17 protein-coding genes and 1 pseudogene are annotated in these 11,958 nt (G+C 59.7%); 13 read left to right on the top strand and 5 right to left on the bottom strand.

All coding sequences use genetic code 11. The features are described 5' to 3' along the window. Positions 1-7: 7 nt before the first annotated feature. The 5 genes from CLU88_RS02370 to CLU88_RS02350 all read right to left on the bottom strand — a co-directional run bounded on the left by CLU88_RS02370 (position 8) and on the right by CLU88_RS02350 (position 3,926). A complete protein-coding gene (locus CLU88_RS02370) occupies positions 8-910 on the bottom strand; it encodes a DUF3014 domain-containing protein (RefSeq protein WP_099658584.1) in 903 nt (300 codons plus the stop codon). Between the two features lie 173 nt (positions 911-1,083). After that, complete coding sequence (locus tag CLU88_RS02365; RefSeq protein WP_099655226.1) at positions 1,084-1,758, bottom strand: alpha/beta hydrolase; 675 nt, start codon at positions 1,756-1,758, stop codon at positions 1,084-1,086. A 177-nt stretch (positions 1,759-1,935) separates the two neighbouring features. Continuing rightward, on the bottom strand, positions 1,936-2,790 hold the full coding sequence (locus CLU88_RS02360; RefSeq protein ID WP_099655225.1) for a class III extradiol ring-cleavage dioxygenase: 855 nt from the start codon (positions 2,788-2,790) through the stop codon (positions 1,936-1,938). Positions 2,791-2,928: 138 nt separating this feature from the next. Then, positions 2,929-3,351: an alternative ribosome rescue aminoacyl-tRNA hydrolase ArfB gene (arfB, locus tag CLU88_RS02355; RefSeq protein WP_233205564.1), complete on the bottom strand. Its 423-nt coding sequence runs from the start codon at positions 3,349-3,351 to the stop codon at positions 2,929-2,931. Positions 3,352-3,575: 224 nt separating this feature from the next. After that, positions 3,576-3,926 carry a hypothetical protein gene (locus CLU88_RS02350; protein WP_099655224.1) on the bottom strand — a complete coding sequence of 117 codons (351 nt, stop codon included), beginning with the start codon at positions 3,924-3,926 and terminating at the stop codon, positions 3,576-3,578. Between the two features lie 208 nt (positions 3,927-4,134). On the opposite strand from CLU88_RS02350, the gene CLU88_RS02345 reads away from it, so the two are divergent. The 13 genes and pseudogenes from CLU88_RS02345 (at position 4,135) to CLU88_RS02295 (ending at position 11,928) form a co-directional block, all read left to right on the top strand. After that, positions 4,135-5,970 (top strand): glutamine--tRNA ligase/YqeY domain fusion protein, encoded by a 1,836-nt coding sequence (locus tag CLU88_RS02345; protein ID WP_099655223.1) that lies wholly within the window; start codon positions 4,135-4,137, stop codon positions 5,968-5,970. A 3-nt stretch (positions 5,971-5,973) separates the two neighbouring features. Next, positions 5,974-6,582, top strand: coding sequence for a zeta toxin family protein (locus CLU88_RS02340; RefSeq protein WP_099655222.1), 609 nt, complete (start codon positions 5,974-5,976; stop codon positions 6,580-6,582). Continuing rightward, positions 6,552-6,740: a hypothetical protein gene (locus CLU88_RS22655; protein ID WP_143225933.1), complete on the top strand. Its 189-nt coding sequence runs from the start codon at positions 6,552-6,554 to the stop codon at positions 6,738-6,740. Before CLU88_RS02340 ends, CLU88_RS22655 begins: the two co-directional genes overlap by 31 nt. Further along, positions 6,734-6,990, top strand: a pseudogene (locus CLU88_RS02335) (glutamine--tRNA ligase); the annotation flags it as partial. The gene CLU88_RS22655 and the pseudogene CLU88_RS02335, both read left to right, overlap by 7 nt. A gap of 42 nt (positions 6,991-7,032) precedes the next feature. Continuing rightward, entirely contained in the window at positions 7,033-7,434 is a 402-nt protein-coding gene (locus CLU88_RS02330) for an AAA family ATPase (RefSeq protein ID WP_099658582.1), read from the top strand. Next, on the top strand, positions 7,340-7,891 hold the full coding sequence (locus CLU88_RS22650) for a hypothetical protein (protein ID WP_143225932.1): 552 nt from the start codon (positions 7,340-7,342) through the stop codon (positions 7,889-7,891). The genes CLU88_RS02330 and CLU88_RS22650 overlap by 95 nt, the downstream gene beginning before the upstream one ends. 19 nt (positions 7,892-7,910) lie before the next feature. Continuing rightward, positions 7,911-8,900 carry an AAA family ATPase gene (locus CLU88_RS02325; protein WP_099655221.1) on the top strand — a complete coding sequence of 330 codons (990 nt, stop codon included), beginning with the start codon at positions 7,911-7,913 and terminating at the stop codon, positions 8,898-8,900. Positions 8,901-8,946: 46 nt separating this feature from the next. After that, the gene (locus CLU88_RS02320) at positions 8,947-9,471 is read left to right on the top strand and encodes a DUF924 family protein (protein WP_099655220.1); all 525 of its coding nucleotides are present in this window, start codon (positions 8,947-8,949) and stop codon (positions 9,469-9,471) included. A 130-nt stretch (positions 9,472-9,601) separates the two neighbouring features. Further along, positions 9,602-9,835 carry an addiction module protein gene (locus CLU88_RS02315; RefSeq protein WP_099655219.1) on the top strand — a complete coding sequence of 78 codons (234 nt, stop codon included), beginning with the start codon at positions 9,602-9,604 and terminating at the stop codon, positions 9,833-9,835. Next, positions 9,832-10,125 carry a type II toxin-antitoxin system RelE/ParE family toxin gene (locus tag CLU88_RS02310; RefSeq protein ID WP_099655218.1) on the top strand — a complete coding sequence of 98 codons (294 nt, stop codon included), beginning with the start codon at positions 9,832-9,834 and terminating at the stop codon, positions 10,123-10,125. The genes CLU88_RS02315 and CLU88_RS02310 overlap by 4 nt, the downstream gene beginning before the upstream one ends. Positions 10,126-10,236: 111 nt before the next feature. Further along, positions 10,237-10,548: a hypothetical protein gene (locus CLU88_RS02305; protein ID WP_099655217.1), complete on the top strand. Its 312-nt coding sequence runs from the start codon at positions 10,237-10,239 to the stop codon at positions 10,546-10,548. A gap of 161 nt (positions 10,549-10,709) precedes the next feature. Beyond that, positions 10,710-11,225: a helix-turn-helix domain-containing protein gene (locus CLU88_RS02300; protein ID WP_099655216.1), complete on the top strand. Its 516-nt coding sequence runs from the start codon at positions 10,710-10,712 to the stop codon at positions 11,223-11,225. Then, positions 11,215-11,928, top strand: a complete 714-nt coding sequence (locus CLU88_RS02295; RefSeq protein WP_099655215.1) for a nucleotidyl transferase AbiEii/AbiGii toxin family protein — start codon at positions 11,215-11,217, stop codon at positions 11,926-11,928. The genes CLU88_RS02300 and CLU88_RS02295 overlap by 11 nt, the downstream gene beginning before the upstream one ends. Positions 11,929-11,958 lie beyond the last annotated feature (30 nt).

Genomic DNA, 11,958 nt, shown 5'->3' with positions numbered 1-11,958 from the left:
CCCGCAGTCAGGGGGCCGAATTGGCCGGCTTGCGTGCCACCTCACTCGTCGCCACGCGGCGGCGCAGCTCGCGCAGCACGGCCTTGGCACGGGCCTCGTTGGCGGGGCCCATGCGCACCATGATTTTCTGGCCGCTCGACAGCGCCTCCAGCGCCGGGTCGGCAAACTCATAGCGCAGCCAGGGCCGGGGGTCAGGCAGCTCGGTTTGCACCTTGGTCAGCTTGAGCTGCAACGGGCCCTGCGGCTCGGGAGCTTTGATCAGGTGGTCCAGCACGGCCACCAGCCGGTCGTTGAAGTAGCGATTAGGGTAGCCCAGCTCCTCATACGCCTGCTGAAACAACGGGTACAGCCGCGCGTACAGTGCCACCGCGTTGTCCATGGGCACCGACTCGGCAAACACCAGCATGGCCGCATAGCGTGCGGCATTGGCCTTGGCGGCGACCAGCTCGGCCCCTTCGCCATCCACCAAAAAGCGCTGGGGCGTGGGGTGCACCGGCCACACACGCACGGGGGCGTGGGCCTGGGTAAGGCTGTCTACCGTGGCCACCACGCGGCGCGCAAACGATTCTGTTTGCAAGAGCGACGACACCTGGCCTGCACCCAGCACCTCAGACAGTAACTCCGTCACCATCACGTCCGATTCGGCCAGCGGGGGCAAGGCCGTGTCGGGCGGGCCCAGCACGCCCACGGGGTTTTGCACCCCTGCGGGGATCGGCGCTGTACTAGGCGCCGCAGGCGCAGAGCTTTGCGCAGGGGCTGCGGCCTGCACGGCATCTGCCGGTGCGGGTTTGAACCACACCCAGGCGCCCGCAAGCGCAGCCAATACCAAGGCGCCAGCCCCCACAGCCAGCACCACGGGCGATGCTTGCCGCGGAGGTGGACGGAATCGGGTGTCTTCTTTGTTAGGCATGTGCATTCCTCATCGGTTCAAAAGGGCTGCATCAACGTGCCCTTTCGCATCCGAACAATGTAGCGGCCTGAACAAGCGCCAGCGGGCACAGCCTGCCCAGGGGTGTAACAGCCTGTTGCCCCACAGCAGGCAGGCCCATGCCCACCAGCAAGGAGCATGGTGAATGCGCCGCTTTACAGCACGGCCGAGGGCGTGCTGCCCAGTCCCTGCAGCCAGGACACCGTAGCAGCCAGCTCTGCGGGGCGAATCTCGTGCGCGCCCGGAAACTCTTTGAACGTGACCGACACCGGCAGCTGCGCCATGTGGTGCGCAATGGCGTGGGCATGGGCGATGGGGATCACGTTATCGTGCGTGCCGTGGCTCAGCCACAGTTGGCGGCCGTGCAGCGCCTCGGCCGAGGCCGTCAGGGGCACCACCTGCGCCAGCAGGCGGCTGTGCCACACCATGGCGGCATGCAGCAGGCCAGGCTGGGTCAACAGCAGCGACAGCGCCATGATGCCGCCCTGGCTGAAGCCGCCCACCACCACCCGCTCGGGGGCAACGTGGAGCTGGGCAGACGCAGCGGCCACAGCCTGTGCCACCAGGGCCCGGCTTTGCGATTCTTGGGCTTCGTTGATGGTGCGCTCGCCATTGGGCTCGATCGAAAAATCAAACCACGCAAACGAGCCCGGCCCCATGCGAAACGGTGCGCGCAAGCTCACCACATGAAAGTGGTCTGGAATGTGCGACGCCAGGCCAAACAAATCTTGCTCGTTGCTGCCCACGCCGTGCATCAGCACCAGCAGCCAGGGGTGGGGAGTGGAGGCGGCAGCGGGGCGCTGCAAAAAGGTGAGCGGCAAATCAAGCATGTTCAGGCGCCAGAGGCAATTTTGGATCGATTAAAAAAATGTGTGCAGCAAAACCGCACCACTTGGAGCAGCTAACAAAACTCAGCGAAGCGGCCCTGGCCAGGCGTCTCGCCGCAGGCAGTACAAGCGGTACAACAAGGCGAGACAACGACGCCAGGGGAGTTTTGTGAGCCGCTCTCAGTGCATGGGGTGCAAGGCAAACGCATCCATGGCCAGCATGCTGTACATCACCTCGCGGCTCAGGTAGTTTGCGCGCAAATCGTCGCCCGCTGCCCCCAGGGCAAAAAACAGCGGCAAAAAGTGGTCTTCCGTGGGGTGGGCGCGCGCAGCGTGGGGTGCCTGGCTGCGGTAGTTGAGCAGCGCCGTCATGTCGCCGCGCACCACGGCGTCTTCAATCCAGCGGCTGAACTCGACCACGTACGGCGCGGGCTCGCGGGCCCCACCAAAAAACTCCGACAGGTTGTGCGTCATGCTGCCCGAGCCCATCACGAGCACACCCTGGCTGCGCAGGCTGCGCAACGCAGCGCCCATGGCATACACCTCTGCCGGGCCAGCCGCTGCGGGCAAGGCCACCTGCACCACCGGCACATCGGCCTGCGGAAACAGGTGCATCAGCGGCACCCAGGCACCGTGGTCAAACGGCCGGGCGGCATCGCCCTGGGCAGGCATGCCCGCTGCGCTGAGCAGCGCCACCACCTCGGCCGCCAGCGCTGGCGAGCCCGGTGCAGGGTATTGCAACTGGTACAGCGCGGGCGGAAACCCGCCAAAGTCGTGCCAAGTGGCAGGCTGCGGGCCCGCCATGACCAGGGGCGAGCGCGCCATCCAATGCGGCGACATGATGACCACGCCCCGCAGCCCCGGAAACTGCGCCTTCAAATCCTGCCCCCAGCGCCCCAATGCTGGCCCAGTCTCGCCCGCCTCCACCGCAAACAGCGGGGCGCCGTGCGAGACAAACAGCGCAGGCAAAGCCAAGGCAGGGGCGTTGGCAGAAGTGGCTTGGGGGGCAGACAGTGCGGAGGGCAACGTAGACATGGTGAACCTTTGGTAACTAATGGCCACTGTAAAAGAGATCACCCGAGCGAAAAAGTAGCCCACCCACAACGGATTGTTCTAATTTCAGGGCCAATCCTGCAGTCCAGGCGCGACCGCACTGCATGCAGTGCCACAGCCTCAATCCCCACCCCGCACCCTGCCGCGCAACGCCTTGGTCTCACCCCGCTGGCTTTTGCCCGCCAGGCGGCGCTGCTGGGAGCCATAGGTGGGCTTGGTGGCGCGGCGTGTGCGGGGCGCCATAGCCACAGACTGCACCAGCGCATTCAGCCGCGCCAGCGCATCGGCACGGTTTTGTTCTTGGCTGCGAAACTGCTGCGCCTTGATCACCACCACCCCTTCTTGGGTGATGCGCGTGTCACGCAGGGCCAGCAGGCGCTCTTTCACCGGCTCAGGCAGTGAAGAGGCGGGCACATCAAAGCGCAGGTGCACCGCGCTCGACACCTTGTTCACGTTCTGCCCGCCCGCCCCCTGCGCGCGCATGGCAGAAAACTCCACCTCCCGCTCATCCACGCACAGCAAAGGCGCCACCGCCAGCATCATCCGCACCCCGCTCTGTTCATACCCACCCCGTGTTCCGCCACAACTTGTTTAAGAACCTGTTCAAAGGGGCACATCATAGGCAGACGCAAAAAAACGCCCTGGCATACGCAATGCACAGGGCGTTGAGAAGGCGCCTGAAGCCCTGAAGCAGGGCAAACAAGCGCCGAGGGGAACCAAAAAATGGCGGCACGGCCCGCCAGGGCCTGCCCACCGCCAGCGCTCAATCAGCGCCAGTCACGGTATCCGTGGTGCCGGTGATGGCGGTGCCCTTCACGGTAGTAATAACCGGGGGGCGGTGCGTAGTACACCGGTGCGGGTGGCGCGTAGTACACCGCTGGGGGTGGCGGTGGGGGGGCGTAGTAAATGGGGCGTGGGGCCACATACACAGGGGCCGGGGCCACATAAGCAGGGTAGCCGTAGCCATAACCATTGCTCACACCCACCGACACTCCGGGCGAATTCACGCCAATCGACCAATTGACATCGCGCGCCTGGGCAGAGCCTGCGCCAGCCAGCAGCGCCAGTGCCACACCAGCCGCAGCGGCCATGGCTTGGATAGAACGGGTTTTCGTCATGGAAATCTCCTTTTTGAAGGGAGGCGGCCCACGGGTGGGGTTGGCCTCTGCAGTGCATAACGCACCAAGTGACCAAAAGGATGTCATGAAAACACCGCAATATTGTTTCTGGAAGTACACACTGACAAGCGCCCAGAGAAATACGTCACACAAAGCCCAAGTTCGCCCACAGGCCCGCCAACCTGTAACCGCCGCCTAAAATGGGCGAATGAGCACCCCCAACCCCGCCAACACCCAACCTGCAGGCACCGCCGCAGCCCCTGAATCCGTCAAGCCCAGCAACTTTCTGCGCCAGATCATCGAAGCCGACCTGGACAAAGGCACCTACGCCAGCCGCCGCTGGGCGGGCACCCCCGGCGACGCAGCCCACCAGGCCACTGGCGAGCCCGACCCCGCCAAAATCCGCACCCGCTTCCCGCCCGAGCCCAACGGCTACCTGCACGTCGGCCACGCCAAAAGCATCTGCATCAACTTTGGCCTGGCACGCGACTACGGCGGCGTGTGCCACCTGCGCTTTGACGACACCAACCCCGAAAAAGAAGACACCGAATACGTCAACAGCATCATCGACGCCGTCAAATGGCTCGGTTTTGACTGGGCCCAACTGGGCCAAGCCCCCGGCAGCGCCGCGCCCTACCAGGCCAGCGACTACTTCGACTTCATGTACCGCGCAGCAGAGAGCCTGATCGAAGCCGGCCACGCCTATGTAGACGAACAAACGCCCGAAGAAATGCGCGTCAACCGGGGCGACTTTGGCAAGCCCGGCGTCAACAGCCCGTTCCGCGCCCGCACCCCAGCAGAAAACCTGGCCCGCTTTCGCGAAATGCGCGACGGCAAACTGGCCGACGGCGCTGCCGTGCTACGCGCCAAGATCGACATGGCCTCGCCCAACATCAACATGCGCGACCCGGCCATCTACCGCATTCGCCGCGCAACCCACCACAACACGGGCGACACATGGTGCATTTACCCCATGTACACCTTTGCGCACCCCATTGAAGATGCGCTAGAGCAAATCACCCACAGCCTGTGCACGCTGGAGTTTGAAGACCAACGGCCCTTCTACGACTGGCTGCTGGAGCGCCTGACCGAAGGTGGCCTGCTGGCATCGCCCCCGCCCAAGCAGTACGAATTTGCGCGCCTGAACCTCACGTACGTCATCACCAGCAAACGCAAGCTGGCCACGCTGGTCAACGAAGGCAAGGTCAACGGCTGGGACGACCCCCGCATGCCAACAATAGTCGGCCTGCGCCGCCGTGGCTACACCCCCGCCGCCATCCAGACCTTTGCCGAACGCATTGGCGTGACCAAATCCGACAGCTGGATCGACTACAGCACCCTGGAAGGCTGCCTGCGCGAAGACCTGGAGCTGAAGGCCCACCGCGGCATGGCCGTGCTCAACCCCGTCAAACTCGTACTGACCAACTGGGACGAAGTGATGGGCGCAGGCCACCTGGAGCCCTGCACCCTGCCCGCCCTGCCCCACCCACCCGAAGGAACAGAGTCACCGACCCGCCACTTCACCATCGGTAAGGAAGTCTGGATCGAACGCGAAGACTTTGAAGAAGTGCCGCCCAAGGGCTACAAGCGCCTCTTCCCCGGCAACAAGGTGCGCCTGAAGGGCGGCTACGTCATCGAATGCACCGGCTGCACCAAGGACGCTAACGGCGTCATCACCGAAGTGCTGGCCACCGTGGTGCCCGACACCAAGAGCGGCACCCCCGGCGCTGACACCGTGAAGGTCAAAGCCGCCATCACCTGGGTGGGCGTGGCCGACGGCGTGAACGCCGAAGTGCGCATGTACGACCGCCTGTTCCTGGACGCCCACCCCGACGCGGGTGGCAAAGACTTCATCGAAAGCCTGAACCCGAACAGCCTGAAGGTAGTGACGGCCATCGTGGAGCCGTCATTGGCGAATGCGAAGCCGGATGACAAGTTCCAGTTTGAGCGGCATGGGTACTTTGTGGCGGATCGGGTTGACCACACAGCGGAGAAGCCGGTGTTTAACTTGGCGGTGGGGTTGAAGGACAGCTGGGGCAAGTAAAACATGCCCGCCCGCGCCACCAAGCCACAAGCTAGGCCCAAGCAACCCACCGTGGTGGTGATTGCCGGGCCGAACGGCGCGGGCAAATCCACGGCAGCACCCTATTTGCTCAAAGACGCTTTGGGCATTCTGGAGTTTGTGAACGCTGACCAGATAGCAGCGGGCCTCTCGGCCTACGCCCCCGAAACCGTGGCGTTTGAGGCCGGGCGCATCATGCTGCAGCGCCTGCGCACGCTGGCTGCAGCCAAAGTCAGCTTTGCGTTTGAAACCACGCTGTCCAGCCGCACGTTTGCCCTGTTTCTGGCCAACTGCAAGGCCCAGGGCTACCAAGTGCATATCTATTACGTGGCCCTGCCCAGCGCTGCACTGGCCACACAGCGTGTAGCCCTGCGCGTCAAACTGGGCGGGCACAACATCCCACCCGACGACATTGCCCGCCGCTTTCGGCGCAGCGTACATAACCTGTTTGCGCTGTATCTGCCCCTGGCGGACCGTTGGCACGTTCTAAATAACGCCACTGGCGCATTAACATCCATCGCACGCGGCACTGCACACCGCACTTATGTAGAGGCCCCAGAAAAATGGCTGAATCTTCAACAACTCGCACAGTAGAACGCACCACCAGCAAGCCAGTCGCAACCGGGCAAGACCGGGTGGAAAACGCGCTCAAACAAGCATCTAAGCAAGCCAAGAAGCAATTGATTGCCAACGGGCTCAAGCTGCCGACGCAAAGTTGGGCAGGCACCGCAGTTAAAAACCCGGCGGCGTGAATGCCGAAGTGCATATGCAAAACCGCCTGGTCATCGATGCCCAGTCCGACGAAGGCGGCAAAGACTTCATTGAAAGCCTGAACAGGAACAGCTTGAAGGTGTTGACCACCATCGTCGAGCTATCAACGCCAAGCCAGACGACGAGTTTCAATTTGAGCGGCATGGGTCCGCTGTGACGGATCGGGTGGATCACACAGCGGGTAAGCCGGTGTTTAACTTGGCCTTCGGGTTAAAGGATAGCTGGAGGAAGTTGAAATCCAGCGAGTATTTGAAAGAAAGTAGGGGGAGAAAAATGAAACTAACAAAATTCCGTGTCAAAAATTACAAATCGATCATTGACTCTGGCGACTGCTACCCCACACATGGCGTAACCATATTAGCGGGAAAAAATGAGGCGGGGAAAAGCTCTTTTCTTGAGGCATTGGAAGATCTAAATAACGAAACAAACATCCGCGCAAGCGCCATCCCAATTGGAGATTCAGATGCAAAGCCAAGGATAGCGGTCGAATTTCAAGTAGACAAAAATGAAGCAGCTCAAATAATAGAGAAGACAGATTTGAGCAGAGAAATAAAAAACTCAATACTTGAAGTTTTGAAGAATGAAAATCAGCTTTACATTGAAAAGAAATATCCAAATATTTACACCATATCATTCTCACCATTATCTGAAATACCCCCCCAGCGAACCCAATAAATGGCAAGTTTTAATTTCAGATGTTATTGCTTCAATTACAACACTCCAAACCCATGAGTTGACCAAAAAAGCAAAGCTCCCGCTACCGATCATTAATCCACTGAATGGTGCGGAGGCCAAGTCAGCCATTGATAGCTACCTAGAAAAAATTGCGCCACAACTAAATCTACTAAATGAATCCGAGCGCGTTGCAATTCAAAACAAATTCCAAGAACTCTCTGCCGCTATAGAAAACAACGAAAATATTAAGAAAACCACGCTGAGCCGTGTACTTGGACAGTGCTTATTGTCCATGCCAAATTTTGTTCTATTCAGCTCTTTCGACGACGTTTTTCCAAGCCAAGTTCCATTCTCAGAACTAACAACAAACAGGTGGATTAGTGATTTGAAGAAAATGAGCAACCTCAACATAGATACGATTACTGGAGACAATCACAACGCGAAAAAAACAACATAAACATCAGCTAAATGTTCAGTTGAACGAGGATTTCAGTCAATTTTGGACCCAAGATTTGTCCGAACTTTCTGTAGATTGGGATAATGAGCGACTAGAGTTCTGGATCGAGGAAAAAGGCAAGTTCTACCCACCTGAAATGCGTAGCCAAGGTAGAAGATGGCACCTCGCTTTTTATGTTCGAGTATCAGCCAGAACGCGGGAAGATGTACAAAATATCATATTAATCGACGAACCAGGGCTGTACCTACATGCGACAGCTCAAAGGGACATTCTCAAACATCTAGACGACGCAAGCCGCAAATCACAGATACTGATTTCTACGCACTCGCCATACTTGATTGAGCCGGAAAAATTGGATCGATTACGTCTAGTGCAAAAACACGAAACACGTGGCACGTACATCGAAAATAAAATTCATGCCGTGGCTGACAAGGAGACATTGACTCCAATATTAACCGCTATTGGTCTTGAATTAAATCAAGGAATAGTCGGCGGAAACAAAGTAGACAACGTCGTTGTCGAAGGTCCATCTGACTATTTTTATCTAACTGCTTTCGCCCAAATTTTCGATGAATTTCATGGAAATTTTGTATCCGGCGGAAGTTCAGGAAATATGACAAAAATAGGCACTATTCTTCAGGGCTGGGGATGTCGCGTAATATATCTATACGACAACGACAAGGCATATAAAGATGCACAAAACTCCATAAAGAAAGACTGGTTGACAATAAATAGGGACTGCCTCACTGCTCTCAACATAGATGGTGCAATTGAGGATATCTTCACCAAAGAAGAATTCGCAGCAATTCTTGAAATTCAACCAGAGACGATTACCGAGAAGAATTCAAACCACATGAAGACAACTAGACGCGATAAAGTACTGCCGTCGCGGATGTACCTTCAAAAGGTTCGTTCTGGAATAGCACCCTACCTCAGCCCGGATACATCAGACAAAATAAAATTGCTTCTCTCGCATTTATCAAGCAAGTTCCAAGAATATTCTATTTAAACTGTATCAAATAATCTATTGTTCGGAATCTTTAGCGAACTAATTCATCCTCAACATCTGGTTCGAAGAGCTAACACCCAAGCGAAACTTCGCCAAAGACACCGCGCTGGACGACACCACCCGCACGCGCTCCTGCCAAAAACTGGAATCCGCGGCCCGCTGTGAACTGTTCCCCTGGCGCGCCACGCCCGAAGGCCGATTGGCAGAAATCCTGGTGCTGGACCAGTTCTCGCGCAATGTGTACCGCGACACCGCCCGCGCCTTTGCGCAAGACGCGCTGGCCCTCGCACTGGCGCAAGAGCTGGTGGCCAGCGGGCAAGACCGCAGCCTGCCCACGGCGCAGCGCGTGTTTGCCTACATGCCATATATGCACAGCGAATCGGCGGTGATCCACGAGCAAGCCCTGGAGCTGTTTGCGCAGCCGGGGATGGAAAACAACCTGGACTTTGAGCGCCGCCACAAGGCCATCATTGACCGCTTTGGGCGTTACCCACACCGCAATGCCGTCCTGGGTCGCAGCTCCACGCCCGAAGAGTTAGCGTTTCTGAGCGAGCCGGGGTCTTCGTTCTAAAGGGGAAGCAATGGCTTGGGGATGCTCGAGCACTCCAAGCGCTAGGCCCTGCGCCCATGACGACCGCGATGTGCTTTGAGCTTTCCCTCTCGCTATAGTCAAGCCTTCTGCCAATGCCACCGGAGCCGCCATGACCACCACCGCCGAAGCCCTCAGTGCCCAAGCCGCCCAACTGCCGCCCGCAGAGCGCATGCAAGTGGTGGAGCGCATCCTGGACAGCCTGGACCAGCCCGACGCCGCGCTCGATACGCTCTGGGCCAATGAAGCGAGTGACCGGCTGGCCGCCTACCGGCGCGGCGAGATCAAGGCGGTGGCCTTGTCCGATGTGATTGCCAAGTACTCTGCCGCCGCCCAGCGCACATGAACATCCGCTTGCTGGAGCCAGCACAAGCAGAGTTGGACGAAGCCATTGCCTGGTATGCAGAGCAAGCGCCCGGGCTGGGTGATGCCTTTTTGATCGAGGCGCTCAAAACACTGCAGCTTGTTGAGCAGTTTCCCGAAGCATGGCACCCGCTCTCCCCTGAGATTCGGCGCTGTAGGTTGCGGCGCTTTCCTTACAGCGTGGTCTACACCCAAGATGGCCTAGACATTCTGGTGCTCGCCATCGCGCACCAGCACCGCAAACCCGGCTATTGGAAGCATCGCCACGGCTGAGCACAAAGCCCCGTTTCGGCTTGATTGAACTATTATTTTGATAGCTGCTTGCGCTGACCCATCAAGCGCTAGGGGCTTTTTATTCATAAATTTGCAGAGCCCAGGCCATCAATGACGCATCCCTTCACCCCCACCTACGGCCCCGTGCCGCCCGGCCCGCTGGCGGGGCCGCTGCAGTTGCTGCCCGTCAACGCCGAGGTGATGGCGGTGCACACGGCCACAGGGGCGCATGTGGGTTCGCTCAAAAAGATAGGTGGGGTGTGGAAGTTCAAGGCCATGGGCTACGACGCGGCAGGCCACATGGGGCCCGGCCACGGCCCGCTGACAGACCAGCACAACATGGCGTTTGCCGCGCCGGATGCGGCCGAGGTGAGCGCGCGGCTGTTGGGGGCGCTGGCGAGTGGGTCGGGGGCGTCGGCCTGAATCTCTTTGCACCCAATTTGCTTCTATTTTGATAGCTGCTTGCGCTGGTAGTGCAAATTTGACTCATAAAAATAGCGTCAAAGGCATTGTGAACGGTAGCTCCAGCCCCAAAAATTCCAAAAGTGTTTCTCATATTTGACAAAAAAGCATTTTTGCAAATAATGAGAAACATCATTCCATCACCCGCACCGATTACACCTGAACATTGCGCCGCCCAGTTGCAAACCCTGGGCGCGCAGATTCGCGCACAGCGCAAGGCGCTGCGTCTGAGCGCCACGGTGACGGCAGAGGCGGCAGGGCTGTCGCGGGTGACTTTGCACCGCATTGAAAAGGGCGAGCCCTCGGTGACCATGGGCGCGTGGTGCAACGCCATGGCGGCGCTGGGCATGGGGCTGCTGGCCCAGACGGGCACGCAGGCACCGCCCGCCGCAGAGGCAGACCGCACGGGTTGGATACCGGCGCGGGTGGCACTGGCGGACTACCCACAACTGCGCGCATTGGCGTGGCAGGTGCATGGCACGGACACCCTCACCCCTGCCGAGGCGCTGGGCATTTACGAACGCAATGCCCGGCACCTGGACATGGCAGCCATGCCTGCCCACGAGCAGGCGCTGCTAGAAGCCCTACGGCTGGCACTGCAACCCGCCGCGAACGCAGGGGCCGGCGATGCAGTTTGAACGCCCGCACCACCAGCGCATTGCGCATGTGCTGGCGGCAATGAACGGGGACACGCTGCGGCAGCACGGCTGCCTGTTTGGGGGCGGCACCTGCATTGCGTTGCGCTATGGCGAGTACCGCGAGTCGGTGAACATTGACTTTTTGGTGTCGGACGCGGGCGGTTACCGCGAGCTTCGGCACCTGCTCACCGGCCCCGATGGTCTGGCCGCCATCACGCACACCCATGCGCAGCCGCTGGTGGCCCTGCGCGAGATTCGGGCCGACCAGTACGGCATTCGCACCCAGGTGCAGATGGATGGGCAGGCCATCAAGCTGGAGATCGTGCGCGAGGCGCGCATTGAGCTGGAGCCGCCCGTGGCGGGCGACACGGTGTGTGGGGTCAGCACACTGACACGGCTGGACCTGGCCGCATCCAAGCTGTTGGCCAACTCTGACCGGCAAGCCGACGATGGCGTGTTCAGCCGCGACGTGATTGACCTTGCCGTGATGGAGCTGCCCCTGCCCGCCTTGCGCGCCGCGCTGGCTAAGGCCGCAGAGGCGTATGGCCCATCGGTCGCACGCGACCTGGGCAAGGCCATAGACCGGCTGCAAACCCGCACTGGCTGGCTGGAGCGCTGCATGCAAGCCATGGGCATGCCCATGCCCAAAGCGGCGCTGTGGCAAAAGGTGCGCGCCCTGCGGCGCATCGTGCCCGAGGCCTGAGGCAACACTCCGCAGCACCCCACGCACTAA

Source organism: Acidovorax sp. 56, assembly GCF_002749705.1.
Taxonomy (GTDB): domain Bacteria; phylum Pseudomonadota; class Gammaproteobacteria; order Burkholderiales; family Burkholderiaceae_C; genus Acidovorax.
The sequence above is the reverse complement of the archived record's forward strand: the minus strand, read 5'-3'. Positions and strand labels throughout refer to the sequence as shown.